The sequence below is a fragment of the Vulcanisaeta distributa JCM 11217 genome (assembly GCF_001316005.1).
GTDB classification, from domain to species: Archaea; Thermoproteota; Thermoprotei; order Thermoproteales; family Thermocladiaceae; genus Vulcanisaeta; species Vulcanisaeta distributa_B.
In genome coordinates, this window is record NZ_BBBJ01000008.1 from 24,958 (window position 1) to 51,655 (window position 26,698).

A 26,698-nucleotide genomic window follows, 5' to 3' on the forward strand; every position below is an offset into this window, starting at 1 on the left:
TTGATTCAGGAGGGATTAAAAACTTGCCCATAACTCAAAGGAGGACCCTATAAAGCGATGCCAGTATTAATGACATAAGCCCGGTTATGTATATGCCGTCAAAAACGCCCGCACCTCCAATTGATACATAACCCCCCTCATTAACCTTATCACCTTCTTAATATTGAGTATGTCAGCACCGAGTAGTGTCGATAATGAGCCAAGGCTATACGAGAAGGCCAGGGGATTTGCGTGGAGTACTGCCGTGGATATTAACGTAAACATCAGCGTCAGGAGGACTGGTAATGCCGTTGGCAATGCAATACCAATGCTAGGTATTAATCGGGCGCTCTGCCATATTATTAATGATGATGCTATTAGCGATACTATGAAAGAGATTAATATTAATACATTGTGAATTAAGTACTCACTTATTAGGTATATTGATATTATTGTTGGTATCACCGCACCGCCAATATTCACTTCAAGAAATAATTTATCAACTCTCTGTATAATGATAGGCATTGGGAATAATTTCATTAAGTCCATGAATGGGTTAAATGGTACGTAATAAGTAACCTCAGCCACAACCACGTTAATGTAACTCGCCAGTAAGGAACCCAGTGTTAGTGTTAATGCGAGTAATGGCTGGATGCCTATGGTGACTAAGACAAGGAATAGAAATAAGAGTAAAGGCGATATTACAAGAAATCCTATGAAAATTATTATATTTACAGGTAATGAAAATCTAATACCAAGCCTCGGCCTTACGTCGTATTTCACCGCCATTACCCTGTGATGATTATCGCTAAGCTTAATAAACGTAACTAACCAGTGGGCTTTACAAGCAGTGTATCGCCATCAACACCAACAACGATCACCTCGGAACCCCCCCTCTTAACGCTCTCGAGGGCTTTAGCCCTCCAGTACTCTCCCCCCCTAACCTTTACGTAACCAATATCACCCTTATTAATATCATCAACTGCAATCCCAACATCGTTAACGGGCCAATAAAGCCTCTCCGAGAGCGGTCTGGCCCTTATTATGCCTATTACCTTAGCCGCTATGAAACCGCCAAACCCACCCACGAAGGCAATCAATGCGTATAAGACTATCCTCGCCTCAACCTGGCTCGTAGCTATCAGCCAGGATTGAGCGTGTAGGTTGGTTGGAGGAGTATTATGCCTAACGCCGTGAGTATTATACCCGCTATGAACAATGCTGCATGGGTTGTAAAGCCTGCATGCACGTCAATCGCTATCGCGGCTAAACCAATAATTAGTAATGCTAAGCCAAGCCAATTAATTGATAGCCCCCCCGTAAGCATGGGTATGATCATCAATATTACGCCAACCCCCCCAGCCAGGTAGTAATGCCTTATGGCAAAGCCAATTATTGCGAGAAGAAGCCCCCCCAACCCAGCCAGTAGGTCCTGTATCGTGGGGGGGTTAATGAGCGCCTCATAGACCTGGTAACCAATGCCCGGTTGGTAATAGGTAATGGTGGGGGGGTTAATCACGTAGTACGTGACCCCCCCATTTATCGTACTACCATTTATCTCATTAAGTAGTGAGTCTACGTCTGTGGCTATGAAGTTTATAACGCCATACCTAAGCGCCTCCTTAGGCCCTAGGTTTGTGTTGTAGAACACACAGTCATGGGCAAAGGTTGCATTCCTACCCCCCCTGAACTCGGCAACCTCCACGAAGTACTGACTAATCGCATTGAGTATCTTGCTCTCATTTATGAATATCTCCTGGCCGGTTATTGGGTTTATCTCGACGGGCTGGCATGAGCCTATTACCGTGCCAGGCGCCATTGCGGCTATGGTGGTAGACATAAGGACCAGCGTACCTGCAGACCACGCATACGAGCCCGTGGGGGGGTACACAAAGCCTATCACCGGTATTTTTGCATTTTCAATACTTGATACTATGTTTAACGCGGCATCCAACTCACCACCTGGCGTCTTCAGGATTATTAGCAACGCCGAGTTTGGGGGGGTTGACTCTGCAAGCCGTAATGCGTTTTGTAATTCCTCATATGTTAGGTCGGTTATTTCACCATTGAGGTTGAACACGTATATTTCATGAACCACGTATGTGCTAGAACCGGCGATTAACACGTGTGTTAATACCGCCATTAATAACGTGGTAATAATTATTAGGGTTGATAATCCACGCCCAGGCTGCATAATTACTCCCTACTGCGTGGCGCTTGAACCCTCCTGTTGCTTCTTCAATGCCGCCGCAGCCAATGTCGACAATGTGGTTACCTCAAGAGAGCTTGGTACAACCAATATTAGGTTGTGTTCCTTAGCAACCTCAAGCAGTGTATCAAGCTGTCTAAGCGTCAGTGATATTGGGTTTTTGTTGTAGGTCTCGGCGGCTTTCAGATACATCTGCGAGGCTTCATAATCCGCCTGAGCCAGGATAACCTTGGCCCTCCTCATCCTCTCAGCCTCTGCCTGGGCTGCCATGGCCCTAACTAATGTGTCGGGCAGCTTTATGTCCTTTATCGCAACTGCCGTTACCTTAACGCCCCCCCATGGACTAACATGCTCATCGATTATAGAGGCTATCTTCTTGGCAACCTCCTCCCTCTGCGTGAGTAATGTGTCCAGGTCAACCATACCAATGACATCCCTCAGAACAGCCGCGCCAAGCGTAGCCGTGGCACTCCTATAATCGGTCACCGAGAGCACGGCCTTGGCCGCGTCAATGATCCTCATGTAAACCGCGGCGTCTATCGTAACCTCAACATTATCCTTAGTCAGGGCTCTTTGGCTTGATAAATCAATTGAGAGTACCCTTAGGTCCATCGTTATTGGCCTATCAATGAATGGTATTATGAAGACGATGCCAGGCCCATAAATGCCCTTATACTTACCAAGCCTAAGCTTAACAATTCTCTGGTACTCAGGAACTATCCTAATCGAGTAAGCGAGAATCGCTATAATGATTATTAATAGTATTATCGCCAATATGGCCGCCACTATTATTGTGCCTACCTGAAGCAATACCTGAAGTGGTAATTGCATATACATTAAGTAGGTTAAGGTAAGGTTATTAATAAACCTATTTACCAACGCGAATACTTCAGCCTTCGACTATGAATTATCAATAACGTGAAATACGACGCACATACTTATCCCTTAAGTAATCACCCAACGCAATTAATGCAAAACCCATTATTATAAGTGCTGTACCAACGCCAAATAAGTATGGCGCCAATGCGTACTGCCCAATGAATACATTAACCACGTAATTACTACCCACATACGCGCAGTGGATCTACCGAAAATCTCGATATTTCCGGAGACCATGGGCATTATTGCCACGCCACTCGCTCCAATCGGTACGTAATAGCCGTAGGTCATGCTGGTGCCATTAGTATACTCTATATTTACCTCAATCGAAATAAGCAACGACTGACTCATAGACCTTATAACCTCCCCCCCTATCCTACCGCTAGTTAATGATCCATTAATAATGCTATTGAGGACTCTTATACATGTTGTTGCATTAATATGATTATACGAAATACTTGATTCCTGGTGTGAGTAGTAGATTGGTATTGATGAAATTACTATTAATAATGCTCCCAGAATCATTATTGCTTGGTACCTATTAATCATCTAGTCCTCATTACTTATCCCGCGCTAACGCAATAAATACTTTAGGTATCCTGATTTCGTGGTTACGGTATTTATTTAAGTACGTAAAACGATTGGTTTATAAACCACCCCCCCTACCACAAGTCATAATGGCGGATTATCACCGGTATAAGTGGGAAGATATTGAGAGAGGTGTTATGAAATTGGTCCAGGACATTATTAAAAGTGGCTATCAACCAGACGTGTTAATAGGCATCTCCAAGGGTGGCGTTGTGATGGCGTCATTAATGGCAGACATGCTTGGAATACCCACGGACCTCATGCAATTGGCGCACTGGGGGGGCTTTGGTAAGGCTAGGGATGACGTAGTCATTAAGTATAGGCCAAGTATCGACATTAGAGACCTTAGAGTGCTATTGATAGATGATGTTAGTGACACTGGGTTAACACTTAGTACGGCCAAAGAGGTGTTGATTAGGCTTGGCGCTAGGGATGTTAAGACGGCCGTCCTGGATTATAAGGCGATATCGAGTAAGTACATACCTGATTACTACGCCTATAAGTGGGTTAGGTGGGTCTACATTATATATCCATGGGAGAGCTTCGAGACCTTCAAGAATGTTAGTATTAATGATGCCAGGATAATATTCACAAGCCACGAATTAGTTAAAATGCAGGAATTAATGAGGACCTAACCTTAATCCTCCTCCTCACTAGATGATGTGTATAACTCCATGAGCTTAGGAGCTTCTACCTTTGAAACTAGCTTTCTATTCTTAATCTCAGCGGCGATTTGGTCAAGCCTATCGTATAAGGCCCTAACCCTCTTCTCCACGTAATTCATGAAGTAATTAACGGCAACCCTAACCGGCCAGTACTGCGGTCCCTTTAGGTAGAAGTGGTTCACAATGTCCTTAGCCCAGTATATACTGTGCTCGAACATCTTCTTCATTAACTCAATGTGCTCAGGCATTAGGTTGTACTTGATTATCCAGCCGTCCTTCTCAGCCTTATGTGTTCATGGCACATAGAACATGGGCACCACTAAGCTCCTATAAGGCCTTATTCTATCAAGTAATTCTATCGTCTCCATAACGTCGTCCTCCGTCTCCCCCAGGTAATCCTATAATCACCGTTAGCAGGTATGAGCTTAATATCATGCATCACGCCCAATGCCTCCTCAACAACGTCCCACCAATCCTCAATCTTGAACGGCGCAGCCTTACCCGGCATTATGGCCTTGGCCAACCTCCTCGAACCCGTCTCAAGACCTACCTGCGCACCCCCCCACCACTCCTGGTGCTCATCCTCGATTATCTCAGCGATCTTCGTAGCCAATTTATTATACTTTTTCTCTGCCGTCAGTACTGATGCCAGTGTTGTGTGGCTCCAAGCCATTGTTAGGTAGTATCTCTTAACGAGCTGGTGTAGCTTAATTAGTTTGTCGGGATTTAACTCAACACCTGTTGAACCATATAGTGGCACATCCTCAGCATGTATCAAGCCATGCACGACTCCGTACTTAATATGCAGCTTCAACTCCTCCTCAATCTTCTCAAGTGGGTACCACCTAAGCGGCCTTATTGTAACCGGGCAGAAGGCACAGCCCCTTGGACATCCCCCCCTGCCTATCTCAACAAAACCATTAACGGCTGGGTACTTTATTATTGGTATTTCGTCAATACTTGGTGCATCATTCACGCCGACATATACGTACCGAGGCACAGGCTCATTATTAAGAATCCTCTTAACAAAGTCAACAACTAATTTCTCACCCTCGCCATCGAATACGGTGTCGATCCCAAAAAAGTCCATTAGCTCCGGCAGGTATAACCACTGCCATGCTGCTGGACCACCAACCACCACCTTAAGGCCATTCCTGCTCTTAGCATCCATTATGTATGGCCTAATCCTCATCATGAACCTCCTAAACGAGTATGCATTAAGTGGTTCCCTACCCACGATTGCTGACCAAGTCGATGATGGTGGGTTAAGCCCAAAGTAATCATGGTGGCTAAGCATGAGTATCCTGGCGTTAGGTATGTACTTATGCACATGGTCTGGGTCTATTATTGCCGCGTTAATACCAGCGTCAAGTAGTGCAGCCTCTATTTTCCTCATGCCATAGGGCGCTTGGTAAGGCCTACCATACTTATCAACCTTCATCTTAGGCATTGCTATGTACTCGTGAATCCACTCACCAAGCTTCTTAAATGGACCCACCGTTATGAATAATGGTCCCGTCGTCACGAACCCTAGGAACTCCTTGCCATGATAATTACTCATCATTGAACGATCTGTGGTCAATACAACATCGTACTTTGGTAATACCATTAGTGAAAGCAGGGGGGGTACAATTCCTTTAAAAACTTTTACCACTGTTTAAGATTCTCACTTGTATCTCTGCCCTGCTAATTAAGGAATATTAACCTCAATGAAGTACGCATGACGTGGATATAATTCAACTAACAGAGGTCCCAGCCAACGATCTAAGTAATGTCAGGAACATCATTGAATGGGCATTTGAAGAACTTAATGTACCGAGTAATGATGTTATTATTTACATAACGGATGACCATAATAAGGTAAGGGAGGCCCTAGGCATTGAGGCCGTGACCCATGAGGAGCAGCCCCCCCTAAAGTACATTGATGCAGGAGGGCAAGCCGTAATATCCGTAATACCCAGCAAACTACTTCGGCTAAGGGAGGGTGAGGTCAGGGTCATGGCATTACGTGAAGTCGCCCTCATAAAGATTATGAGCGATCCTGAATTAATTAGTATGTGGGCTGTGCCGCAGAACATGAGTGATAATGTGGTACATAGGGTTTCATTAGCCATGCTCAGAAGGACCATTGACTTCGTAATAGCAAAGTACCAAGCGCTAATTCAATACCTAGTAAACGCATTTAATAGGGATGAATTGAAGAACTTATTAACCACCTGCCAACCAACCATTGACTGCGCAATAACGACATTGGCACTCGACATACCGCTTAGCATCGAACTGGCAGGTAATGTGGGCTTGGGTAAATCCCTATGGAATGATGTTGTAAGGGGGTTAAATAATGACTTTATTAGGAGGTATGATGACTTCAGGGATTTCGTCAGGAATAACTTCAGCGTTGAGAACGCCTATAACTACCTATTGATGATGTTTAGGAAATCATAACCTGGGTAGGTAATTTCTCAGGAAGTCGGCTACACCCTTACCACTGGGTTTGCTAAGCACTATCTTAGCCCTCCTCTTAAGCTCATCCGTTGCATTTGAAACGGCAACTCCGTAACCAACCACACCCATTACATCTACGTCAGTGTCACTATCGCCTATATAAACAACCTCATTACAGGATATACCCATTATATCACATAGGTATTTAACAGCCACCGCCTTACTTGAATTAATCGGCTGTAGATGCAGGGCATAGCCACTATGGGAAACCCTTACCTTGCCATCCAAGTTCATCCTCCTTAACTCCTCACTAACGATATTCACCAACTCGTAAGGATCCCTAGGCGCCCATAGTGTTATATCAAATTTCCTATAATTAAATTGATATGTTGGTCTCAAGCCAGGTATTAACTTCATAAGCCTTAAGGCAACCTCCTTTAAATTCAAATCCTCACACAATTCACGCACATCACCCTTGTAATCCACGATACACCCATTCTCAGCAATGAGGGGCGACCCCCCCCTGGGTAAACCTATGTATCGTGAGAGGGCTTGAGTAACTATTAAGGCGTTACCAGTTACGAGACCAACAACGTAGTTATTCACGATTTCCTGGATAGCAGCTATGGCGTCTGGATCAAGGGCCTCCGTATTCCTATCCCTTGTTAGTGTACCATCGATATCAAGCAGTATAAGCTTAACCATCGAGCACCTTAATTACAGAGCCCTTTTTACCCTTTTACGCTGCAGAGACTTCCCTAGGGATAAGGGATTCTCTCCACTTAATGCTCATTAATGCATTCTCATCATGGTAATACGTCCAATCCTTAACCCATTCACCAGTTATCATGTATATTACTAATGCTGTGGCCACTAATTCATGCTCATTCAATGCCTTTATTAATATAGCCATTACCGACGTCATAACCGTAGATAACATAATGACTATGTATAGCAGGAAATCATGTAATATTTCATTGAATGGTATTGCCAACGCTATGATTAGCATTAGTGGTATGGTTATGAGGATAAGAGGTTCAACTCTTCTTGGCGCCAATTTAAATAACGGTGATGGGGGTCTTTGATAAAGCACGTGGTGAAATACCTCGTGTATTAATACCCTGCCGAGCAACGGCTTAGGCTTGTTCATGAGCTCCGTCGATACGTACATGATGGGTATCGGCTTACGTGGAACATACACGGCATATGCCCCCCCAAAGAAGCTTGTCATTAAATCAGATATTAAGACCTTGATGGGGGTCATACCCGCAATTAATCAATGCCTTATTTACTTCATTAATGAAGGATTGAAAATTAAGGTCTCCATTCTCGAATTCATACAGGACAAGCCTTAATCTATCAATGATGTCCCTATATCGAGAGAGCCAATTAGGCTCAGGATTCATAACTCATCATTATCTAACTATTGATGCCTATATTTAAACCGTAGTAAAATATATCCAGCCTGCACCTCAGCTTACCTTTTTAAGAACGAGCATGTAATGATAGGGAGAAACCTCGGCATAACCCTCCCTAACAAATCCCTCCTTACTAAAGTACTGCTCAACCTCCTCGGGGGCTTAGCTTAAATGGCGGACCAAACACTACGTCTTTCCTAAACTCAATAATTAATAACCGACCACCAGGCTTCAAAATCCTATTAACCTCCTTAGCGGCTGCTTCCTTGTCCTCAATATCGTGAAACACGTTGGACATGAAGGCCAAGTCAACACTACCACTTGGTATTGATGTATTGGTGGCATCTTCATTAAGTATGGTCACGTTGCTATAGCCACCGAATCTCCTGCGAACCTCCTCAATCGCGATCTCATCAACATCAACGCAGTAAAGCCTCGATGCGTAGTCCTTAAAGAAATTGCAGTAATAACCCTCACCACAGCCTAGGTCTGCAATAACCATACCACTACTCACGTAGGGCTTAAGAAAGTCGTATTCCCCAAGACCCTCGATATGCCTATGGTGTCCATGGTGACCGTGATGCCCATGATGCTCACCATGTGTTGGTCCCTGTGCCTCAGTTAACTTGCCATCGATAAATGCCCTAATCGCATCCTCAACTCGCCCCTCAAATATGTAAATCCTAACACCCCTCTCAACGGCCCATCTATAACCTGGAGGCCCAATTTCAGATAGTATTACTGTGTCAACTCCACGTTCGAGCACACTCCTTAGCATGAATACCCCCCCCTAACCTGTTGAGCATACTTAGCTGGGTTTTCGTAACGCTCAACTACATCGTAGGTTCCGTCATCCCTAACCTCGATAATCCACACCTCATCGCCCTCGCCAGGTCCTGAAACAAAGCCATTACTCACCGATATTGCTATTCTCATATTCGATATCGGACCCGATTACTAATTTAAAAAGCTTACGCGTCAAATCATAACCATAAAATAAACAATTAAGTAGGTTTGATTTAAAAAGCCCACTTGATAAGGCATTAACGAAGGGTATGTTCTCACCACAGGTTTACGGGTATGATAGGGCCATAACGATATTCAGCCCGGAGGGTGAGCTATATCAAGTTAGGTATGCTGGTGAGGCTGTTAAGAGAGGTTGGGCGACAGTCGGTATTAAATGCGTTGATGGCGTTGTGCTCGCTGCCGAGAAGAGGAAGGTTAGTGCGTTAATTGACTTGAATAGTATTGAGAAGGTGTACATGATTGATGACCACATTGGAATCGCCGCGTCAGGCCTGTTATCGGATGCCAGGGTACTCATCGAGTACGCAAGGCAGGAGGCACAGACACATAAGTTGCTCTATGATGAACCCATAGACGTCGAGCTACTAACTAAGAGAATTAGCGATCTGAAACAGATGCATACGCAGTATGGTGGCGTGAGACCATTCGGCGCCGCTTGATTGTCGGCGGTGTTGATAAGCATGGACCAAGGCTATTCCAGACAGACCCAGGCGGTATTTACTTCGGCTTCTACGCGGTCGCCATGGGTGCCGAGTCATCTAGAATAACGGAGTTCCTTGAGAAGGAGTATAAGTATGACATGAACCTTGATGAGTGCATAAAGCTTGCCATTAGGGCTTTGAGCCTCGTGCTCGAGGCACCCGAACCCGATAGGCTTGAGATAGGGATTGTCGATGTTAAGACGAAGCTATTTAGGAAGTTAACCACGGATGAGATAAATAAGTACCTTCAGGAGGTTAAGGGATCCTCACCTCAAACGCAGTCCTCGTAGTAAACCACCTAAAATTTCTTGTTAAATCAATTATGAGCACCATAGTAAGAGCTGAATTTCCAAGGGTTAGATTCACCTGTGTATTGTGTGGCGAGTGCTGTAGGCGTTACTGGATACCGGTGACGCATAGAGATGTCATTAGGATTGCCAGGTATACGGGGGGGATGAGACCTCGAGAATTCCTCGCCCTATTCCCAAAGGACATGGCCGCTGATTGGGATGAGCCCGTGATAAGGCTTAGGGATGGTGAGTACTACCTTGTGCTTAAGAAGAGGCTTGATGGCACGTGCATATTTAATAAGTGGGTTGGCGATAAGCTGATTTGCTCGGTACACCCTGTCAAGCCCAATGTATGTAGGTACTACCCATTCATTTACTGGCTTAATAATGGCGTGGTTAAGTTCGAGGTTTATGATAAGGCCCTTGGGTATTGCCCAGGAATTGGCAGGGGGGGAGGCTACGCTAATTTCAGGGTGGAAATATCATCGATTGAGGACTCGGTTAAGGCGAAGGCCGAGTTTAGGGAAGTTATTGAAAAGTGGAATGAACAATTTAAGAGGAGGTTAGTTAAGGGTACTATTGAGGAATTCATGAACTACATTGAGGCGGTTGTTGATGAGTATTCCCGTAAAAATCCATAAATAATCCCTACATACTCATTGATTAATATGCCCATTAAGGATGGGGATTACGTACTGATTGTTGGTGATGGCGTTAGGTCAGTGATTAAGGTTGTTAAGGGTTTGAGGATAAGTACGATAAGGGGGGGTATCGTGAATGCTGATGATATTATTGACCATGAATACGGCACCTTAATAAGGACAAACCTGGCTATGACCTCGCGGTGCTAAGGCCGTTAATTACGGATATCCTACTCGAGAGAGCTGATAGGGTTACCCAGGTTATTTACCCAAAGGATGCAGCCCAAATAATAATCAATGCAGGGATTGGCCCAGGCAGTAGGGTTGCAGAGGCTGGTGTTGGGAGTGGGTTTATGACCGCCATGCTCGCTTACTACGTGAGACCCAACGGTAGAGTTTATGGTTATGATAAGAGGGAGGATGCCATAAACATTGCTAGGAAGAACCTCGAAATGCTTGGACTTCTTGACTGGGTTGAGTTGAAGCTAAGGGACGTAATCACCGACGGATTTGCCGAGAGGGACTTGGATGCGGTGATACTGGATATGGGTGATCCCTGGAACGCGATACCCAAGGCAACGGAAGCGCTGAGGTCTGATGGGATTCTCGTGGTTTACGTACCCACGGTGAACCAGGTAATTAGGGTACTCGCGGCAATGCGCGATTATGGCTATGTTGATGTCCGGATGTTTGACGTCATGGTTAGGGAGTGGAAGACCGAGCCAAATGAAGTTAGGCCTCAGACCTGGGTTAATGCCCATACTGGCTATGTATTAATTGGGCGAAGAACCCTCACGTCTATAGGTAAGCCAGCCAAGTAACCTTCTCATTATTGCATAAACGAGGTCGTAATACCAGGGTAGTGCAATCACGAGTTCAACATTGGCTATTCCCAACAACCAACCTGCGATAACGTCTAATGGCCAGTGAACACCAACGTAAACCCTACCGTAGGAAACAAGTAGTGCCTCCACCGTTAAGGGTAATGATATATACCAGGGCAATGCCATTATTGCTGAGTACGCCCCGGTGCTCACAATCAATGCATGGCCTGATGGGTATGAGGAGTCCGGCTGCTCGTGAATTAATGGCACTATATGCAGTACTAGGAATGGCCTTGGCTCGTATAACACGTGCTTCATTAGCTCACCAAGTACTAGACTTACCACGAAGGCTGAAACCATGAGAACGCTAGCCCTCCTATACCTACCGCCGAGGTACCAGAGTATCAGGGCTACGGGTATCCAGAAAAACGCCCTTCCGTAATCATCGACACTGATTACCGTGAGTAGAGGCGACAACTGGGGGCAGTTTATTGTTGAAAATTGCGAAGATAGGTAGGTATTTAGTGGGGTGTCTTCTCCTTTCGTAACTACGTAGATCGTTAATAGGGTATAGAGAAGATACAGCGTTAGTGCTATGTAGAGGTGTTTACGCTCAACCCTAAAATTCATTAATCATGCCGTAACGCCAAATTTTATTAGTATTACTCTCAGCGTAATTCACCCAGGGCATAAGGTTTAATTTTACTTAATCCCTCCATAAACCGTCGATAATGCCCGTCAGGGTTGCAGTCGTTGATAAGGATCTATGCCAACCAAGGAAGTGTGGCCAGGAGTGCATTAGGTTTTGCCCAATTGTGAGGGGGGGCGGTAAGAGGGCAATATACATGGATGAGCAGTTGGGCCATCCAGTCATAACAGACCTATGCACCGCCTGCGGTATATGCGTTAGGAAGTGCCCCTTCGAGGCGATAACCATTGTTAATCTACCAAGCGAGTTGGGCGAGGACTGCGTTCATCAGTACGGACCAAGCGGCTTCAAACTGTTTAGGTTACCCATGCCCAAGCTTGGCCGGGTTCTTGGAATAATCGGTCAAAACGCAATGGGTAAGACAACGATTGCTAAAATACTCGCCGGTGAATTAAGGCCTAATTTATGCACAAATTCACAGGTGAGTACGGAGGATATAATAAGGTTCTTTAGGGGTACGGAGTTACAGCCATACCTAACGAGGCTTTACAGGGGTGAGGTTAAGGTTGTTCATAAACCTCAATACATCGAGTTAATACCCATGTACGTTAAAGGGACGGTTAAGGATGTGCTAATGAAGATAAGCGATAATGAGGAGAAGGTCACTAAAATCGCGGAGAAACTAAACCTCACACACCTACTCAATAGAGATGTCGATAAATTAAGTGGCGGTGAGCTTCAGAGACTCGCCATCGCAGCGGCGCTCCTCAGGGACGCCGATACCTACATATTTGATGAACCAACGACGCATCTCGACATTGTCGAGAGGTTGAGGGTTGCTGAGGCCATTAAGGATATCGCCAGTGGTGATAAGTACGTGATTGTTATCGACCACGACCTAGCCGTATTAGACTACCTGGCTGACCAGGTGGTTATACTCTATGGGAAACCTGGCGCTTATGGCATTGTATCCCACATGAGGGGGGGCGCTAGAGAGGGGGGGATCAATGAGTATCTTAATGGCTATCTAACCAGCGAGAACATGCTGATTAGGAAGGAACCAATTAAGTTCAGGGTTAAACCAGCTCCAAGGCCTATACAGAAGGAGAAGGTACTCCTTGAGTGGACTGACTTAACGAAGAGGCTTGGGGACTTCGAGCTAGAGGTTAAGGCTGGAGTCATACATAGGGGTGAGGTTATCGGCGTCCTTGGCCCCCAACGGAATTGGCAAGACAACCTTTGCCAGGCTCCTCGTCAATGAGTTGGAGCCTGATTCGGGGGTTGTTATACCGCATGGTGAGGTAAGGATTAGCTATAAGCCTCAGTATGTCAGAGACTTGGCCGTTAAGCACAGCGATAAGACCGTCAGGGAATACCTAGCTATGGCCGTAGGTAATGACTTTATGTCGAAGATCATATGGCCTGACTTAGCAAATGGTTTGTCATTAACGCCCCCCCTGATGGACAGGGAGTTGTCAAGCCTTAGTGGCGGTGAGCTTCAGAGGGTTGTTGTTGCTGGGTCGTTGCTTAAGGATGCCGAGGTTTACCTGCTCGATGAGCCGATGGCTTACCTGGACATTGAGCAGAGGGTTAGGGTTGCATCCGTGATTAGGAGGATAATTGAGGAGCGGGATGTGGTCGCCCTGGTTATTGAGCATGACATAACAATGATTGATTATCTAAGCACGTCAGTTATGGTATTCCTGGGCGAGCCAGGTAGGCACGGTATTGCAGAGCCACCAACCGACCTAAGGACTGGCATGAATGAGTTCCTTAAGAACCAGGACGTGACGTTTAGAAGGGAGCCCCCAGGTGGGTAGGCCAAGGATTAATAAGAGGGATTCATACCTGGACAGGCTTCAGAGGAGTATTGGTGAGTATTACTACTACATAAGTGCTGAGGAGGGAGAAGAGGCAGGTAGTCATTAAATAGGGAAATAGAACTTAGCAGGAGGGAGAGCAATATTGATAGGGCAGCAAGGTTAATAAGGGTATTCATTTTCCCAGATAATTGAAAATGGTTAATTGGGCTAAATTAACAATACCGCCATTAATGACCGGCATAGGCTATGCGATGATTGAAGCCATGATATTACCTGAGCTCGTATACGCATTTCACCATGACCCAACCAATTCCTGGTACCTAGCCCTGGTTCACTACCACCCATGGCTTGGCATGTGGCTTTACAGGATTGGCGTTGCCATAGTACTTGCAATACCCTGGATAGCCTTTGGCGACTTCTGGCAGTGGTTATTCGCAGCCGATGTTGCCGTGTGGAGTGAGGATGCCATGTTCTGGCTATTTAGCGGCCATATACCGCATTCCTGGGGGCTACATTAAGAGCCTGCACATCTTCACTTACCCAACAATACCAATACATGGAGGGTTGCCACTATACTACATACCGGCCGCAGCAATACTTTACATAAGTGCTGTGAAGATTATGGAGAGGGAGGGACGAACTGCCCTAAGAACTTAGTACAGCATTCCTCCTATTACTAATGCTTCGGCCGGTTCTATACTTACTATCTCAATCTCATCAAGAGGCTTAATGCCGTAGGTCTCCCTAACCTCCCTGGGGGATTGTGAACTGCCTAGAGGTTGCACGCCTATTATGAAGAAGCTTAACACCATTAATGCTGATTACCCTACCCTCATGCCTAATAACCACATTGGCGAAAAGGCTCCTCTCAATACCAAGAAGCTTAACCAACTCAGACGGTATTAGAACTTGATTATTAATATAAACACGGGTTCTATAGGGAAGCCCATCAATATGAATTCTCCTATTCATAACAACCAGTCAAAAATAATTTCAAATATAAGACATTCCATCTAGTTAACATAACCTGCAAAACCAAGTAATAATTAAGGGACTAGGCATACGAATGCAGAATTAGCAACACAACAACCAATTCAAGCGCTAAGTAAGCCATGAGGAAAAATACTTTAAAAATAACATAATTAAGGAATCAACGGGCCCGTAGTCTAGCGGTTAGGATGCCCGCCTCACGCGCGGGAGACGTAATTCGCGCCCGAAATCCCGGGTTCGAATCCCGCGGGCCCACCACGTTCGATTTCTTAATTAACGAAGGTTGTCTTTCATCGCATCGCACTAAAGCCATGCATATAAGATTAGATTTTTCATAGACTTTAGTTATTAAGAGTGTTACCTTTATCTGCCATTGGCTATGCTCCTCATTTGATGGCGAATATTTACATGGGGGGGCGTAGTAGTTGCTATGCGACTAACGAGGGTATTTACGTGGCGCCTGGGCCTATGGATCTGGGTAGAGTCGCGGCGCATCTTCTTCTTCATTTGAGGGATTTGAGGAGGGGGGGTTGGACTTACGATCATGAGTGTAATAGGATTAGCATGGATAGGGATTTGTTTGAGGCTAGGAGCAGGTACTTGGTTAAGATTTGTAGGGATCAGGGATTGAGTGATTGCGATGATGCGGAGACCCTAATTAATGAGGTAGTTGTGACATTAAAATTGCCGAAATGGGTTGAGGATTTGGCGAGTAAGTACATTGTTAGGGTTAAGTCGATAATTGACTTTTCACGTTAGTAGTTTTCCCAGGTCTATGGTTGGGCTATTCATGAGTATGCCGTTAATTACGGCTAATGCCTAATGCCGTCAGTTATGTCTATGATTGGCTTCTCAACACCCCCCCTCAGTACATTCATTACGTGAACCAACTCCTGCCTTAGCTGGTCAGGGCCCTCAACCACGTGCCTAACCCCATCACGAACTAACACCCTATTCAGCAGGTCAGCCTCGTAATACCTATTCCTCAAAGCCACGTGAATCTTCCTAACCTTAACCTCGTAATCCCAGGATGCATGGAGTACATACACCGTATCGCCGATGCTCAGTAAAGCCCATGCTGTTGTTACGGGGTTACCCCCCCTGAGTACTGTACCCAGTACTCTCACCCTATCCTCATTAACTATGTCCAGTACCAGGTCTATGTCGTGAATGCCGAGATCAAGAAGTACATTACCGTATGACCGCGGATCACCCCCCCTAAGCTTACTTATTCTCACTGATTCAATATAGATGGGCTTCTCATTACCAAGGTCATTAATCAAGGCCTTATACACAGTTGAACCTCTCAATGTGACCTACGAAGATTTGCTTACCGAGGGCCTCGATTTATGGTACAGGTCAAGGGCCTCCTCAAGTCTCTCCGTGATCGGCTTCTCTATCAATAGGTCCATGTGATTTATTAGCTCACCTGCAATTTGATAATGAAGTGTCGTTGGGACTGCTATTATGCCCAGGTCTGGCCTGTGCTTTATGGCATCATGGTAGTCAGTGAATACTAAGTCAGCACCCTGGGCCCTGGCCATCTCAAGCCTCTGCTTATCAACGTCCGCAGCGTAAACCTCAGAAACTAAGCCCTCCCTCTTCAACTGCGTTAGTACCTTAACGTGGTTCAAGCCCATTGAACCAATACCAATAACAAGAACCTTCACGTAATTTTAACAGGTATACCCTTAATTAAAAGGTTAATCACTTTGGAATAATCTTCTTGACGAACTCGCTCTTTGATGCTATTAATAGTGTGGATACTGACTTGGGTACGTAGACTGTGTTAACATTGACTATCCTGGCAACCTTATTCCTTATTACGTCATTATTAACATCCTCGGCGAAAATAAGCTCGTCCATGTCCTTGAAAATCACGGGCTTATCTAACGCCTCGAGGTCAGCCCTTGTCACGGTTAATGAGGATACACCGCTAATAACAACCACGTCACCAGCCCTAATCATGTTATCAATAGTCTTAGATATGTTCTCCAGGGTCGCTATGTACCTCTTAAGTGCCTCATTGACTATCTCGCCTATCGTGGTTCCCGTCTCCCTCGCGAGCCTGCTTACTCTGTCGTAAATGTCAGTGCTTAATCCCCCCCTAATAGTCACAGTCTTTCTCTCACTACTCTCCTCACCACTGCTTGAATTGCTAGACATGTTAATCAAGTATTTCAAGTATTACTTAGTATTTAAGTCTTTCTTTGAGTTAAAGTAATAAACCAAGGAATTAAGGAGATGTTGAATCATGAGGTGCGAGAGTATTGATGTGATTGATAAGGGAGAAATTAGGGAGTATACGTGCGGTAATACTTCATTGGCGCGGCTCATAGGCCTCGATAATGAGGAGAAGTTCTCAGCATTGACGTGGTTGCTCCGTGGAATTTACCAATTGATCAATCGCTCAGGGTTGGTGATGTGCAGTTGATTTACCGTAGGGACGTAATTAATGGCCTTGAGTGGGAGTTTGTGGGTTACGACGATGGTTCACGTAGGGAGTTAATATCCGTGAGGATATCATTGAGGGGTGATGTTGGTGATTCATTCATTAAAGAATTAATAACTAATGTCTTAAGTACATACGTGAAGGATCCATGAGACAGTTCGTTTTGGTATTAACGTATGTGAGTAGTGATGAAGTGCAGGAATTAGTGAATAGGCATTTAGCTGGTTCAGGATTGTTAATACTGCCTAATGTTATCATTTCATGGCTACCCAGGCAGGATTTGGAGAGGAGGTTAATGGGGGGGATTAAGGAGGAGTTGATTGATATAATGGAGAGGGTTTGAGGGTGAGTTTGCGTATGCCATTATTGAGTTAACGGATGAGCAGTTTAAGGCCATTAGGCCTATGATAGTTAGGAAGTTGGAGAATGATAGTCGGAAGTTAATTTCATGGGGGGGTGAGACCCTACTTAAGAGAATTAAATCGCAAAGAATTGAGAGGGCTAAGAAGGAATTCCTGAGGTTTGATAGGGAGTATAGGCGATTAGTCTCTATGCATGAGGTTTTTGATGTTAAGCATGAGCTGTTGAATAAGGTAATGGAGCTCGCCAGGGAGTTAAGGATTGAGTATGAGAGAAGGAATCAGTGATGGATTTTTAATAAAAGAAATTGAATTTTGAACCCGTACAATTTTAATAGGGGGCTTACATTGTTACAACCTCGTAATCCTTACCACCCTTCCTACCGGCGAAGGCAAAGGCTATGGCGGCGGCGCCACCAAGCCCAAGCGTGCCTATTAATGCCTCTATCGTGGTTATTGGGAATCCATCAATTATTGCCAGTATGTCAGACTTAATCGTTACTACGTCATTGCCATTAATCGTCACCAACTCACTGTACTTTAGATTACCGTACTGGGCAGTGACTAGGTATGTTCCGCCAAGGACGTTAACGAATCCCGTCGTTCCAGTGTTACCGGTTGTTCCGTTATAGATTGGGCCAGTGCCAACCCTGTACAGCGTTATCTTGGCATTGGATATTGCCTGGTTCCTTGCACCAACAAATAGCACAGTCACGTTGTATAGGCCTATAGTCACGCCTATTGGCTGGTTAATTAGTGAGTTCACGTTGACGTAGTATATGGGTACATTGTCGTAATACACGATTGCCGTGAATGGGGGGGTTGGCTCCTTAATGTTTATGTACGCATTACCATTTGCATCACTAACGCTGCTTGTTATTAACGACCCATTTATGTACGCCTCAACCTTAACACCACTTATTGGTGCGTTCAACGTATTCGTGAAGTGCATAGTTATTGGTGTCCAATTAACGTAAACCGTGTACGTACCAGTCTCACTAACGCCTAGCGTTGAAACTGCTATGTATGCCTGAGACCCATCAGGCTTATTGAGACAAGCCTCTCGGCTGAGCCCCCCCACGGTATTTCTGAATTCACTAGGCCTGTGTATACCGTACCGCTTGGCGTGACGATCTTGTATATATGGGCTATTTCGGGTAGTTGAACGACAAGGGCGGTCCATAGGCCGCCGGAGACGTCTGCGTCACTCACGGTAGCCTCTAGATTACCGTTAACCCACTGCCCAACTGGCTTGTAGATTATTGGCATGAATGTCACGACGAGAGGCACGTTCAGGTTGTCGACGATCTCGAAGTACCTGTCATACACTATGTAAATTCCTATCATTGGTGCGAACCTTATGAACGGCGGTAGTAAGTAGCTAATACCGCTGACCTGTATTAAGTCACTGTATAGGTAGGCTGGGGGGGAGACCATGTTGGCTATTATCTCGAAGTGGCCAGGCTGCTCGCCAACTACGAGTGGCTGCACTGTATAGACGGCGACTATGTAACCCAGTAGGTTCCAGCCGGGTGGAACGCCGAATTCCGAGCCAGTTATTTCCAGGGTCTGGCCTGGATTAACTGTGTAGTTTAGGAACTCCGTACCTTTAATCAGCATTGCACTTGGCATTACGTACTCACTACCATAATTAATCGTTACCTGGTACTGACCAGGTGGTAACTCATTAGCTATTAACTCCACGTACTTAGGCTCAACCTTTATGTAATTAGCCAATGGGCTCCAGGCAGAGACTAGCTGTGACAGTGTTGTACCATTTGGTAGGGCCACTCCAGCTATTTCAAAGGGCATGTAATTCGGTATTGATAGCTCAACCACCTGTTGTGTCACGTACTGTATTGTGCTATCTGGAATTGAAATGCTTAATGTAAACGATGATGCTGAGGTGTTCAGTGGAATATACTCCTCATTAACAAATACGTAAGTCACCGATATAGTCTCATTCAGTGGCTGATCACCTGAATTAGCTATCGTTAGACTATTACCCGTTGTATATGCACTAACTATCGCACCAACCTCATTCTTACTATACATCACATTGTTACCACTGATTAGTATAGCCGGTGATGGTGGGTTAACACTAACCTTCACATAGTCAAGTACATAACCCGGGCCGGGAGGTAACGGCGCCTGAATCGTAACTGATTGGCCAGGTGCGAGGGTCACGGCTCTCGTAGTGTTTATGTAATCAATATACTCAAGTATTGCGTAATACGGCTGATTTATCGTTGACGGTGAATTCACATTTGGTGATACTTGATACTGGGCAGCCAGGGCTACCACTGAGATTGTTATTGCCAGTACAGTCAGGAGTATTGCCAGGTTTCTCCTCATACTGTTCACGAAATCGACTATGAACCAGGTAATATTAAATAAGCAATTAAAATAACTAATGCAATACATAGAAACGCGCGATTCCTGCTTGAACGAATTAAATATATAAACTAGTATTACTAGTAAAACATCCGTGATGAACCCTAGACATGCGGATGTGTGACGAAATCGTTCTAGGCTGAATATAAACTATATATTCATTTAAAAATAAATATATCACTAATTAATTTATCAAGTTCTAGGAGAAAGGCTTTAAATTAAATATGCCTAGGTAATGCTGATGAGCAACTGCACGATTAGGCTAATGCTTGGTAACCACGCAATTGCCCATGGAGCGCTAGAGGCTGGTATAGCCGTTGCGGCTGGTTACCCAGGTACACCATCAAGCGAAATCATTGAGTACCTTATTGATTACGGTAAGGAATTTGGTGTCTACGCTGAGTGGAGTAGTAATGAGAAGGTCGCCTTTGAGGTGGCTTATGGAGCAGCCCTCACTGGCGCTAGGTCAATGGTTACGATGAAGCACGTAGGGCTTAACGTGGCCATGGACCCACTAATGTCAAGCGCTTATACGGGCGTAAGGGGAGGCTTCGTCATTGTCACGGCTGACGACCCAAACATGTGGAGCAGCCAGAATGAGCAGGACAATAGGTGGGTTGGGCTTCACGCCTATATCCCCGTCCTTGAGCCCTACGATCCACAGAGCGCTAAGGACTTCGCGAAGATTGCCTTCGAATTTAGTGAGAGATATGGACATCCAGTGATGCTGAGGACCGTCACCAGGGTATCCCACGTTAGAGGGCCCGTAACTATATGCTCACCGGGAATCCCTAAGTATTCGAAGGAGTACGTTAAGGATCCAAGAAGGCATGCGTTAATACCCGCTAATGCGCGGGCGCTTAAGGAGGATTTATTAAGGAGGTGGGACAGCATCAGTAAGGGTGTTGAGGAGTTACCGCATACTTACATTGATGGTGATAAAAACCTCATAATAACCAGTGGCGTGGCCTTCACATACGCATTAGAGGCCGTTAAGGGCTATGGCGTTAAGGCAAGTATACTTAATGTGGCAACGCCAGTACCATTACCTAAGAAGGTTATTATGGATGCGGTTACCAGGGCTGATAAGGTAATCGTTATTGAGGAGGGCGATCCAGTACTCGAGTATCAATTAAAGGCCCTGCTTTATGACGAGGGCGTTAGGGTACCTGTACTTGGTAAGGCTGAGAACATCTTCAATAGGTTGGTGAATTAACTATTAATTCCGTAATGGATGGATTATCAAAGGCTCTCGATATTGTAAATCCACTCGCATCATTAAGAGCGGTTAAGGTCGACTACACGCCACCGCCAAGGCCACCCGTCTTCTGCCCGGGTTGTCCACATACCGCCTCATTCTATGAATTAAAGGTTGCCACAGCTAAATCCGGTGTTAAGCCCGTATTTAGTGGCGACATTGGTTGTTACAGCCTAGGTATTAACAACCCATTTAACGAACAAGACTTGCTTACTGACATGGGCAGTTCCCTGGGCCTGGGCATGGGTCTTTACCATGGCACTAATGGCAGGACAATGGTAATATCAATAATTGGAGACTCAACATTCTTCCACGCGGGCCTACCCGCACTGGTTAATGCTGTTTATAACAAGACTCCAATGTTGATATTGATTCTCGATAACAGGGTTACGGCAATGACCGGCGGACAACCAAACCCAACAAGCATGATTAATATCGAGGATATAGCCAAGGCCGTTGGTGTTGATTACGTAAGGACAATAGACCCATTCGACGTAAAGAACGCTCAGGAGACCATGATTGAGGCAATGAACGTAGTTAGGAAAGGCGGAGTCGCAGTCGTAGTCATGAAGAGGGGGGGCTGCGCGCTGGAGGCCACTAGGTTGTTTAGGGGGGGCTACGTGACGCGTTACTACGTCGACCCAGATGCATGTAAGGCCTGCGGAATATGCTACAACCTAGTTGCATGCCCAGCAATAGTGCCCCTCGAGAATAGGAAGGCCTGGATAGACCCTAACATGTGCGTTGGATGCTCCGTCTGTGCACAGGTATGCCCATACAATGCAATCAAGCCGGAGGGCAATGTTAGGGATTGGCTAAAGAAGTGGGCTGAGATGTAGGGTGATAATCATGAGACTCAACATATACCTAGCCGGCGTTGGTGGTCAGGGACTTGTCACATTCGCCACAGTACTCGGTGATGCAGCCATAAGGGCCGGTTATAAAGTCCTGGTTGCCGAGACCCACGGATTAAGCCAGAGGGGGGGTGGCTCTATCGATGTTCATGTCAGGATTGGAGACGTTGATGCACCATTAATACCCAGGGGGGGCGGCGCTGACGTTATCGTGGCCTTCGAAATACTTGAGGCGTTTAGGGCCATTGGCTATGCCAATGAGAATACGGTATTCATAGTTAATAGAAGGTTAATAAGCCGCCGGCCACGAAGCAAAGAATACCGAGTATTAACGAGTTAGAGAATGCATTAAGGAGTAGCATTAAGAGTATTTACATGGTGAATGCCTATGATGATGCCATTAAATTGGGTAACGTGATTTATGAAAACATGGTCATACTCGGCGCACTCTACTCAATAATGGGGCTAAACCAGTACATACCACAAAACATAGTTGAGGAATCGATAAAGTCTAACATTAGGAGGGACGTGGATAAGAATCTAAAGGCGTTCACGATGGGTCTAAGGTATGGTAATAAGAGAGAAATTGAAATTTAAATTTAATTACCGAGCTAAGGGGGCTATCACCTCTCCTTAACAATCCTTAGGTCAATGCCTATTGTCTCAGGCCCTATCGCAGCCGCAATTCCATAAACAACACCGGCGAGAATAAGCCAGAAGGCTGCCGTGAACCATATGTTGGCACCCTCAATAGCCGCGAAGGCGCCGTAGAGTGGTATTGAGTATAGAGGCATCCAGGCGCTGATGAATATTCCTGAGCTATAACCAAAACCAACGCCAGAACCCCCCCTCCTCTGCGTTGCGAAGCGCTCTGACAGATAAACGGGGACCAGCCCCCAGGGCCACTGCGATAACCAACCCATCAGGAACGCGCCAAGTACCAGTAACGGTACGCTCCTAATAACGGCACTGTAATAAACAAGATAATATGCAGGTACTGCAAGTACTGCCGAGACTATGGCCGAAATTATCAATGCACGTCTCCTACCGAGGAAGTCACTGGCGAATCCCCCCCATACCGTCGCCATTATCGCTGCGAATATCCCCCCCATAATACCATAATAGAAACTAGCCAATCCCTCGGGTAAGCCAGCCCTTGTGTAAATACCAACTGCGAAGTCAAACATTGAGTACGCACTGAAAAAGAGACCTGTCATGAACGCCAAGACCTGTAGGAAGGTCCAGAGGGCTGGAGGCTTAAAGATGCTGAAGAACGGTATTCTCTCAAGCTGACCCTTCTCCTTAGCCTCCTGGAAAATCGGTGTGTCGGGCATTGTGTACCTGATTATGAAGGCCACAGCGGCCGGTATGAGGCCCGTCAAAAACACGTAACGCCAGGCATAGGCATACATTGCCTTAACACCAAACACTGCCGTGAATGCCGAGACCACTAAACCGCCCAGGGCGACACCCCCCCAGGAGAAGCCACCCTGAATAATGCCACTGACCAAGCCCCCCCTCCACCTAGGGCTGAGTACTCCATGGCGAATGGGTGGCCAGCCGCGTACTCACCACCAACGAACACGCCGAGTATGAATCTAATCAATGCATATACCCAAAAGGCTGCCCAACCAACCTGGGCGTAGGTCGGTATCGCCGCAGTAACGGCACTCATTATTCCATAACCAAGTATCGTGATCATCAAGGTATCCCTCCTACCAATCCTATCAGCAAAATTACCAAAAATGGCACTCCCCACTGGCCTAGCGATCATCGTAAAGGCATAACCAAGCAATGTTAGGTAATACCCAACAACGGACTTGGATAACGTGGTGGGTAGTAAGACAGCTGCTAGGATTGGCGTCATTGCGGTAACGAAGGTCAGATCATAAGCATCGAGCATAAAACCAATGAATTGCGACGCAATTGCGCTACCCGACCTGGGAGGCCACTTATAGTGCTCAGGTGACCACTGAACCCTAACCATACTACTAGCTTAATTATAGACTTATTTAAAAGGATTTCCTAATAGTTAATATTAAAATTAGTATTTAATTATTTCACAATATAGCCTAAAATATTTTGATTCCACATTTAAAGCATAATCAGCAATAATTCAGACCATAAGAACTAAGCACAAAATAAGTATCAACCTAAGCAAATATACTCATTGCAAGCCCCTTAATAACAACAGCATGAATAATGATTGGTAGCCGGGCGGATTCGAACCGGGGGTCAACGGGTCCAGAGCCCGCCATCCTTGGCCGCTAGACGACCCGGCTAATAACAAAGGCAAGGAACCAGTTTAAAAGCGCTACGCATCGCGAGTCATCACGGCATTACGCGAAACTGAAACAACGAAGACCCTAATAAGGCAATCACATAAAATAACCAATTACCATATTAAACCAAGAAACCACGAAAACAACGACCAATATGGTTACACTGGAGGATCTGGCGAAGAAGGAATATGATGTGGAGGGTAGGAAGCTTAAGCCTACGAAGGTTTGGAAGGTTCAGCCTAAGGGTAGGAAGGGCTTTGTGATGGCGTTGTTCAAGACACCAGACGGAAAGACAGTGAGGAAAGTAATAGCCAAAGTAGACGAACAAGGAAACATAATAACCTAACAAAACAACAAACAAAAATCAAAATCAAAACCAACCTCTCTTTTTTCTCTCCACGCCAAAACTTTCACAAAACCTAACTAAACAGGAATAACCACGAAAAATAATAAACACAAAGCAACAGACAAAACATGCTAAACGAAGAAACAGACCAAGCAATTAACTCATTGCCTACCTACACAAACATTAACGCAGTCTGGGCTAAATGTAGAAGGAGACGTGGTTGCTTAGCAATAAGTGAAATAACTAACGATCATATTAAGAAGGACATATTTAACGCATTAATTGAGGTCCATGAACGCATTAATAATTACAATATAAGTGAGGTAGCTGATAATGTAGCAAATCAGCTTAGAGATTTTGTTAAAAGTTTGAATGAATTAATAGATATTGATGATAATACTCAGAATGCGATTTCATATGACGCTGAGAAGTTAATACATATGATCAATGAAATTAAAGAGAAATGGCTAAAGACATACATCAATGATGCTGATAATACCGTTAAAGATGCACTCACAGGTAGAAGGAAAGTATACGTAGTCAAGAGTAAGTACGGTAGCCTATTCCTTAAGATACGTGGCAGGTTAGTATCAATAGAGATTGAAATTAAGAACAATAGGAAATCAATAACCGCCCAAGTATACCTAAAGGGCCTAGGCACAGAAACGCTAGAGATACCAGACATACTGAACTTAAGTGATGGTGAGTTACGTGATTTAAGGCTTGGCTTTAGGGCAGGTGATGGTACAATATATAAAGAAAAACCTGCAATGAAAACCAGACAGATATGGCAATTAATACTCTGGGCATTACTTTATCCTGGAGAGGATAAGACAGCAATAAGAAGTCTAGGATTTACAAGGAAAGGTATTAGCATTACGTGGTTTATATATTCTAACTCTCATAGAGAAACTATTAAAAGTAAGTATGAGGCATTTAAAGAGTTAGAAAAGAATCCCACACCATTAAGCCTACTCACATTAATACTTAGTGATGGTAGTATAGACTTAAAGAGAAAAGGCATTAAAATAAGCGCAGGGTTAGGTAGCTATAAAGAATTGAATAACGCCTTAACACGATTAATGACACTGCTAAGAATAAATAATAGAATATCCGTAAAGGACGACGGAGCAGGAATAATGTATTGGAATAGTAATGCTGTGATTCTGGCTAGGTACATAGTTTATAACCTCCCAAATAAATTAAGGCTCATCCTCGACTTACTTGAGAGGAAATTAAGCCTTGATAAGTGGAATAGACTGAAGACATTAGCTAGTATGAGCACTGGGCGTAGGCATGGTTCATCTCAAATAGAGATTTACGGGATAAGGTTTAGTGTATTATTAACGGATAAGACAATACAATTAAGGGCATGGTGCGGAAAGAAATGCAATATTAATGAATTAATAATACATTGAGCAAGTACGGCATAGAATTCAAGCAACGAAACAATAATGGTATACCGGAAATATACATACCCTGGACCGTGATTAAGAAATATGATTATATACTTAGTAAAGTAATTGAATGGCTAAAACAAACCATGAACAATCCCGAAAAAAGCGAGAGAATGAGATCATTGGCAAGGATATGGTTAGATAGGCTGAATATTAAATAGCATGAGAAATTGAACGAGATGGTCCCCCCCGGCCGGGAGTTTCGCCGTGGCATAGCCACGGCTTCGAACCCGGGGGCCTGCCGGTGTCTGTTTGCCGTGGGCTTTTCCGCTGTCGCCCACGGGGCTGGCTACAGCCGGCCGCTCTAACCGCTGAGCTACCGGGGGCGTGGTTGTTTTTGTTTTGTTGGTTTTTAAGGTTTTCTTCGTGGTTGTTTGGGTTTTGTGTT

Annotated in this window: 29 protein-coding genes, 3 tRNA genes and 7 pseudogenes; 18 read left to right on the forward strand and 21 right to left on the reverse strand. The window is 45.0% G+C overall.

Annotation, left to right across the window (positions count from 1 at the left end; genetic code table 11):
• Nucleotides 1–34: 34 nt before the first annotated feature.
• The 5 genes and pseudogenes from JCM11217_RS09105 to JCM11217_RS15700 all read right to left on the reverse strand — a co-directional run bounded on the left by JCM11217_RS09105 (nucleotide 35) and on the right by JCM11217_RS15700 (nucleotide 3,257).
• A pseudogene (locus JCM11217_RS09105) lies at nucleotides 35–768 on the reverse strand (DUF1614 domain-containing protein).
• 38 nt (nucleotides 769–806) lie between these two features.
• On the reverse strand, nucleotides 807–1,079 hold the full coding sequence (locus JCM11217_RS15695; RefSeq protein ID WP_243678993.1) for an NfeD family protein: 273 nt from the start codon (nucleotides 1,077–1,079) through the stop codon (nucleotides 807–809).
• 41 nt (nucleotides 1,080–1,120) lie between these two features.
• Complete coding sequence (locus JCM11217_RS09110) at nucleotides 1,121–2,173, reverse strand: ATP-dependent Clp protease proteolytic subunit (protein WP_243678994.1); 1,053 nt, start codon at nucleotides 2,171–2,173, stop codon at nucleotides 1,121–1,123.
• Between the two features lie 9 nt (nucleotides 2,174–2,182).
• A complete protein-coding gene (locus tag JCM11217_RS09115; RefSeq protein ID WP_054842804.1) occupies nucleotides 2,183–3,025 on the reverse strand; it encodes a slipin family protein in 843 nt (280 codons plus the stop codon).
• Between the two features lie 73 nt (nucleotides 3,026–3,098).
• Complete coding sequence (locus tag JCM11217_RS15700) at nucleotides 3,099–3,257, reverse strand: hypothetical protein (protein ID WP_243678996.1); 159 nt, start codon at nucleotides 3,255–3,257, stop codon at nucleotides 3,099–3,101.
• Nucleotides 3,258–3,744: 487 nt separating this feature from the next.
• On the opposite strand from JCM11217_RS15700, the gene JCM11217_RS09125 reads away from it, so the two are divergent.
• On the forward strand, nucleotides 3,745–4,290 hold the full coding sequence (locus tag JCM11217_RS09125; RefSeq protein ID WP_054842805.1) for a phosphoribosyltransferase family protein: 546 nt from the start codon (nucleotides 3,745–3,747) through the stop codon (nucleotides 4,288–4,290).
• Nucleotides 4,291–4,292: 2 nt separating this feature from the next.
• On the opposite strand, the pseudogene JCM11217_RS09130 reads toward JCM11217_RS09125, so the two are convergent.
• A pseudogene (locus JCM11217_RS09130) lies at nucleotides 4,293–5,929 on the reverse strand (B12-binding domain-containing radical SAM protein).
• Nucleotides 5,930–6,045: 116 nt separating this feature from the next.
• Here JCM11217_RS09130 and JCM11217_RS09135 point away from each other — a divergent pair.
• Nucleotides 6,046–6,765 carry a hypothetical protein gene (locus JCM11217_RS09135; protein ID WP_054842742.1) on the forward strand — a complete coding sequence of 240 codons (720 nt, stop codon included), beginning with the start codon at nucleotides 6,046–6,048 and terminating at the stop codon, nucleotides 6,763–6,765.
• Here the strand turns inward: JCM11217_RS09135 and JCM11217_RS09140 are convergent.
• From JCM11217_RS09140 to JCM11217_RS15705, 4 genes are all read right to left on the reverse strand, one after another.
• Nucleotides 6,760–7,470, reverse strand: coding sequence for a phosphoglycolate phosphatase (locus JCM11217_RS09140; protein ID WP_054842743.1), 711 nt, complete (start codon nucleotides 7,468–7,470; stop codon nucleotides 6,760–6,762). The two genes, JCM11217_RS09135 and JCM11217_RS09140, sit on opposite strands and share 6 nt — an antisense overlap.
• A gap of 34 nt (nucleotides 7,471–7,504) precedes the next feature.
• Entirely contained in the window at nucleotides 7,505–8,029 is a 525-nt protein-coding gene (locus JCM11217_RS09145) for a hypothetical protein (protein WP_243678997.1), read from the reverse strand.
• Between the two features lie 299 nt (nucleotides 8,030–8,328).
• On the reverse strand, nucleotides 8,329–8,961 hold the full coding sequence (locus JCM11217_RS09150) for a methyltransferase domain-containing protein (RefSeq protein ID WP_243678999.1): 633 nt from the start codon (nucleotides 8,959–8,961) through the stop codon (nucleotides 8,329–8,331).
• Complete coding sequence (locus JCM11217_RS15705) at nucleotides 8,955–9,119, reverse strand: hypothetical protein (protein ID WP_243679001.1); 165 nt, start codon at nucleotides 9,117–9,119, stop codon at nucleotides 8,955–8,957. Before JCM11217_RS15705 ends, JCM11217_RS09150 begins: the two co-directional genes overlap by 7 nt.
• Before the next feature lie 119 nt (nucleotides 9,120–9,238).
• Between JCM11217_RS15705 and psmA the strand changes: the two are divergent.
• From psmA to JCM11217_RS09165, 4 genes and pseudogenes are all read left to right on the forward strand, one after another.
• Nucleotides 9,239–9,981 (forward strand): annotated as a pseudogene (gene psmA, locus JCM11217_RS09155) (archaeal proteasome endopeptidase complex subunit alpha).
• Between the two features lie 32 nt (nucleotides 9,982–10,013).
• Complete coding sequence (locus JCM11217_RS09160) at nucleotides 10,014–10,622, forward strand: YkgJ family cysteine cluster protein (RefSeq protein ID WP_054842744.1); 609 nt, start codon at nucleotides 10,014–10,016, stop codon at nucleotides 10,620–10,622.
• A gap of 27 nt (nucleotides 10,623–10,649) precedes the next feature.
• Nucleotides 10,650–10,832 carry a hypothetical protein gene (locus tag JCM11217_RS15710; RefSeq protein ID WP_243679003.1) on the forward strand — a complete coding sequence of 61 codons (183 nt, stop codon included), beginning with the start codon at nucleotides 10,650–10,652 and terminating at the stop codon, nucleotides 10,830–10,832.
• Nucleotides 10,826–11,443 carry a tRNA (adenine-N1)-methyltransferase gene (locus tag JCM11217_RS09165; protein ID WP_243679005.1) on the forward strand — a complete coding sequence of 206 codons (618 nt, stop codon included), beginning with the start codon at nucleotides 10,826–10,828 and terminating at the stop codon, nucleotides 11,441–11,443. The genes JCM11217_RS15710 and JCM11217_RS09165 overlap by 7 nt, the downstream gene beginning before the upstream one ends.
• Here the strand turns inward: JCM11217_RS09165 and JCM11217_RS09170 are convergent.
• Nucleotides 11,396–12,076: a phosphatase PAP2 family protein gene (locus tag JCM11217_RS09170; protein ID WP_243679007.1), complete on the reverse strand. Its 681-nt coding sequence runs from the start codon at nucleotides 12,074–12,076 to the stop codon at nucleotides 11,396–11,398. The genes JCM11217_RS09165 and JCM11217_RS09170 overlap by 48 nt on opposite strands.
• Nucleotides 12,077–12,177: 101 nt before the next feature.
• On the opposite strand from JCM11217_RS09170, the pseudogene JCM11217_RS09175 reads away from it, so the two are divergent.
• Nucleotides 12,178–14,024: pseudogene (locus JCM11217_RS09175) on the forward strand (ribosome biogenesis/translation initiation ATPase RLI).
• 88 nt (nucleotides 14,025–14,112) lie between these two features.
• Nucleotides 14,113–14,436 carry a hypothetical protein gene (locus JCM11217_RS09180; RefSeq protein WP_243679009.1) on the forward strand — a complete coding sequence of 108 codons (324 nt, stop codon included), beginning with the start codon at nucleotides 14,113–14,115 and terminating at the stop codon, nucleotides 14,434–14,436.
• Nucleotides 14,437–14,571: 135 nt separating this feature from the next.
• On the opposite strand, the pseudogene JCM11217_RS09185 reads toward JCM11217_RS09180, so the two are convergent.
• Nucleotides 14,572–14,890 (reverse strand): annotated as a pseudogene (locus tag JCM11217_RS09185) (AbrB/MazE/SpoVT family DNA-binding domain-containing protein).
• Between the two features lie 183 nt (nucleotides 14,891–15,073).
• Between JCM11217_RS09185 and JCM11217_RS09190 the strand changes: the two are divergent.
• Nucleotides 15,074–15,166: transfer RNA gene (locus tag JCM11217_RS09190), tRNA-Val, on the forward strand.
• A gap of 135 nt (nucleotides 15,167–15,301) precedes the next feature.
• Complete coding sequence (locus JCM11217_RS09195; protein ID WP_054842806.1) at nucleotides 15,302–15,667, forward strand: hypothetical protein; 366 nt, start codon at nucleotides 15,302–15,304, stop codon at nucleotides 15,665–15,667.
• Between the two features lie 53 nt (nucleotides 15,668–15,720).
• Here JCM11217_RS09195 and JCM11217_RS09200 read toward each other — a convergent pair whose 3' ends face one another.
• From JCM11217_RS09200 to JCM11217_RS09210, 3 genes are read right to left on the reverse strand one after another with little or no spacing between them, the layout of a single operon-like run.
• Nucleotides 15,721–16,203: a hypothetical protein gene (locus tag JCM11217_RS09200; protein ID WP_054842746.1), complete on the reverse strand. Its 483-nt coding sequence runs from the start codon at nucleotides 16,201–16,203 to the stop codon at nucleotides 15,721–15,723.
• A 21-nt stretch (nucleotides 16,204–16,224) separates the two neighbouring features.
• Nucleotides 16,225–16,578 (reverse strand): Gfo/Idh/MocA family oxidoreductase, encoded by a 354-nt coding sequence (locus tag JCM11217_RS09205; RefSeq protein WP_054842747.1) that lies wholly within the window; start codon nucleotides 16,576–16,578, stop codon nucleotides 16,225–16,227.
• 37 nt (nucleotides 16,579–16,615) lie between these two features.
• Entirely contained in the window at nucleotides 16,616–17,074 is a 459-nt protein-coding gene (locus JCM11217_RS09210; RefSeq protein WP_054842748.1) for a hypothetical protein, read from the reverse strand.
• A gap of 88 nt (nucleotides 17,075–17,162) precedes the next feature.
• Here JCM11217_RS09210 and JCM11217_RS15715 point away from each other — a divergent pair, with 88 nt between their 5' ends.
• From JCM11217_RS15715 to JCM11217_RS15725, 4 genes are all read left to right on the forward strand, one after another.
• On the forward strand, nucleotides 17,163–17,342 hold the full coding sequence (locus tag JCM11217_RS15715; RefSeq protein WP_243679011.1) for a hypothetical protein: 180 nt from the start codon (nucleotides 17,163–17,165) through the stop codon (nucleotides 17,340–17,342).
• Nucleotides 17,282–17,512 carry a hypothetical protein gene (locus JCM11217_RS09215; RefSeq protein WP_054842749.1) on the forward strand — a complete coding sequence of 77 codons (231 nt, stop codon included), beginning with the start codon at nucleotides 17,282–17,284 and terminating at the stop codon, nucleotides 17,510–17,512. The genes JCM11217_RS15715 and JCM11217_RS09215 overlap by 61 nt, the downstream gene beginning before the upstream one ends.
• On the forward strand, nucleotides 17,509–17,703 hold the full coding sequence (locus JCM11217_RS15720; RefSeq protein WP_243679013.1) for a hypothetical protein: 195 nt from the start codon (nucleotides 17,509–17,511) through the stop codon (nucleotides 17,701–17,703). The genes JCM11217_RS09215 and JCM11217_RS15720 overlap by 4 nt, the downstream gene beginning before the upstream one ends.
• 61 nt (nucleotides 17,704–17,764) lie before the next feature.
• A complete protein-coding gene (locus JCM11217_RS15725; protein WP_243679014.1) occupies nucleotides 17,765–18,007 on the forward strand; it encodes a hypothetical protein in 243 nt (80 codons plus the stop codon).
• A gap of 55 nt (nucleotides 18,008–18,062) precedes the next feature.
• Here JCM11217_RS15725 and JCM11217_RS15730 read toward each other — a convergent pair whose 3' ends face one another.
• Entirely contained in the window at nucleotides 18,063–18,800 is a 738-nt protein-coding gene (locus JCM11217_RS15730; RefSeq protein WP_243679016.1) for a hypothetical protein, read from the reverse strand.
• Nucleotides 18,740–20,083 carry a hypothetical protein gene (locus JCM11217_RS15735; protein ID WP_243679017.1) on the reverse strand — a complete coding sequence of 448 codons (1,344 nt, stop codon included), beginning with the start codon at nucleotides 20,081–20,083 and terminating at the stop codon, nucleotides 18,740–18,742. The genes JCM11217_RS15730 and JCM11217_RS15735 overlap by 61 nt, the downstream gene beginning before the upstream one ends.
• Before the next feature lie 271 nt (nucleotides 20,084–20,354).
• Between JCM11217_RS15735 and iorA the strand changes: the two are divergent.
• Nucleotides 20,355–22,210, forward strand: a pseudogene (gene iorA, locus JCM11217_RS09230) (indolepyruvate ferredoxin oxidoreductase subunit alpha).
• Nucleotides 22,211–22,220: 10 nt separating this feature from the next.
• Nucleotides 22,221–22,822 (forward strand): annotated as a pseudogene (locus tag JCM11217_RS09235) (indolepyruvate oxidoreductase subunit beta).
• 26 nt (nucleotides 22,823–22,848) lie between these two features.
• On the opposite strand, the gene JCM11217_RS09240 reads toward JCM11217_RS09235, so the two are convergent.
• The 3 genes from JCM11217_RS09240 to JCM11217_RS09245 all read right to left on the reverse strand — a co-directional run bounded on the left by JCM11217_RS09240 (nucleotide 22,849) and on the right by JCM11217_RS09245 (nucleotide 24,507).
• A complete protein-coding gene (locus JCM11217_RS09240; protein WP_243679018.1) occupies nucleotides 22,849–23,736 on the reverse strand; it encodes an MFS transporter in 888 nt (295 codons plus the stop codon).
• Entirely contained in the window at nucleotides 23,676–24,212 is a 537-nt protein-coding gene (locus JCM11217_RS15740; protein WP_243679019.1) for an MFS transporter, read from the reverse strand. Before JCM11217_RS15740 ends, JCM11217_RS09240 begins: the two co-directional genes overlap by 61 nt.
• 220 nt (nucleotides 24,213–24,432) lie before the next feature.
• Nucleotides 24,433–24,507 (reverse strand) — tRNA-Gln (locus tag JCM11217_RS09245).
• Nucleotides 24,508–24,661: 154 nt separating this feature from the next.
• Here JCM11217_RS09245 and JCM11217_RS09250 point away from each other — a divergent pair.
• The gene (locus JCM11217_RS09250) at nucleotides 24,662–24,853 is read left to right on the forward strand and encodes a chromatin protein Cren7 (RefSeq protein WP_054842750.1); all 192 of its coding nucleotides are present in this window, start codon (nucleotides 24,662–24,664) and stop codon (nucleotides 24,851–24,853) included.
• Nucleotides 24,854–24,981: 128 nt separating this feature from the next.
• On the forward strand, nucleotides 24,982–26,271 hold the full coding sequence (locus tag JCM11217_RS09255; RefSeq protein WP_243679020.1) for a hypothetical protein: 1,290 nt from the start codon (nucleotides 24,982–24,984) through the stop codon (nucleotides 26,269–26,271).
• 224 nt (nucleotides 26,272–26,495) lie between these two features.
• On the opposite strand, the gene JCM11217_RS09265 is transcribed toward JCM11217_RS09255, so the two are convergent.
• A tRNA-Tyr gene (locus JCM11217_RS09265) sits at nucleotides 26,496–26,636 on the reverse strand.
• Between the last annotated feature and the right edge of the window lie 62 nt (nucleotides 26,637–26,698).

Excerpts from the sequence above, each read along its gene's own strand:
- JCM11217_RS09110 (WP_243678994.1), bottom strand. The coding sequence starts at position 2,173 with ATGCAGCCTGGGCGTGGATTATCAACCCTAATAATTATTACCACGTTA.
- JCM11217_RS09115 (WP_054842804.1), bottom strand. The coding sequence starts at position 3,025 with ATGTATATGCAATTACCACTTCAGGTATTGCTTCAGGTAGGCACAATA.
- JCM11217_RS09125 (WP_054842805.1), top strand. The coding sequence starts at position 3,745 with ATGGCGGATTATCACCGGTATAAGTGGGAAGATATTGAGAGAGGTGTT.
- JCM11217_RS09140 (WP_054842743.1), bottom strand. The coding sequence starts at position 7,470 with ATGGTTAAGCTTATACTGCTTGATATCGATGGTACACTAACAAGGGAT.
- JCM11217_RS09145 (WP_243678997.1), bottom strand. The coding sequence starts at position 8,029 with ATGACCCCCATCAAGGTCTTAATATCTGATTTAATGACAAGCTTCTTT.
- JCM11217_RS09150 (WP_243678999.1), bottom strand. The coding sequence starts at position 8,961 with ATGCTAAGGAGTGTGCTCGAACGTGGAGTTGACACAGTAATACTATCT.
- JCM11217_RS15705 (WP_243679001.1), bottom strand. The coding sequence starts at position 9,119 with ATGAGAATAGCAATATCGGTGAGTAATGGCTTTGTTTCAGGACCTGGC.
- JCM11217_RS09160 (WP_054842744.1), top strand. The coding sequence starts at position 10,014 with ATGAGCACCATAGTAAGAGCTGAATTTCCAAGGGTTAGATTCACCTGT.
- JCM11217_RS15710 (WP_243679003.1), top strand. The coding sequence starts at position 10,650 with ATGCCCATTAAGGATGGGGATTACGTACTGATTGTTGGTGATGGCGTT.
- JCM11217_RS09170 (WP_243679007.1), bottom strand. The coding sequence starts at position 12,076 with ATGAATTTTAGGGTTGAGCGTAAACACCTCTACATAGCACTAACGCTG.
- JCM11217_RS09180 (WP_243679009.1), top strand. The coding sequence starts at position 14,113 with ATGGTTAATTGGGCTAAATTAACAATACCGCCATTAATGACCGGCATA.
- JCM11217_RS09195 (WP_054842806.1), top strand. The coding sequence starts at position 15,302 with ATGGCGAATATTTACATGGGGGGGCGTAGTAGTTGCTATGCGACTAAC.
- JCM11217_RS09210 (WP_054842748.1), bottom strand. The coding sequence starts at position 17,074 with ATGTCTAGCAATTCAAGCAGTGGTGAGGAGAGTAGTGAGAGAAAGACT.
- JCM11217_RS15715 (WP_243679011.1), top strand. The coding sequence starts at position 17,163 with ATGAGGTGCGAGAGTATTGATGTGATTGATAAGGGAGAAATTAGGGAG.
- JCM11217_RS15720 (WP_243679013.1), top strand. The coding sequence starts at position 17,509 with ATGAGACAGTTCGTTTTGGTATTAACGTATGTGAGTAGTGATGAAGTG.
- JCM11217_RS15725 (WP_243679014.1), top strand. The coding sequence starts at position 17,765 with ATGATAGTTAGGAAGTTGGAGAATGATAGTCGGAAGTTAATTTCATGG.
- JCM11217_RS15740 (WP_243679019.1), bottom strand. The coding sequence starts at position 24,212 with ATGGTTAGGGTTCAGTGGTCACCTGAGCACTATAAGTGGCCTCCCAGG.
- JCM11217_RS09250 (WP_054842750.1), top strand. The coding sequence starts at position 24,662 with ATGGTTACACTGGAGGATCTGGCGAAGAAGGAATATGATGTGGAGGGT.
- JCM11217_RS09255 (WP_243679020.1), top strand. The coding sequence starts at position 24,982 with ATGCTAAACGAAGAAACAGACCAAGCAATTAACTCATTGCCTACCTAC.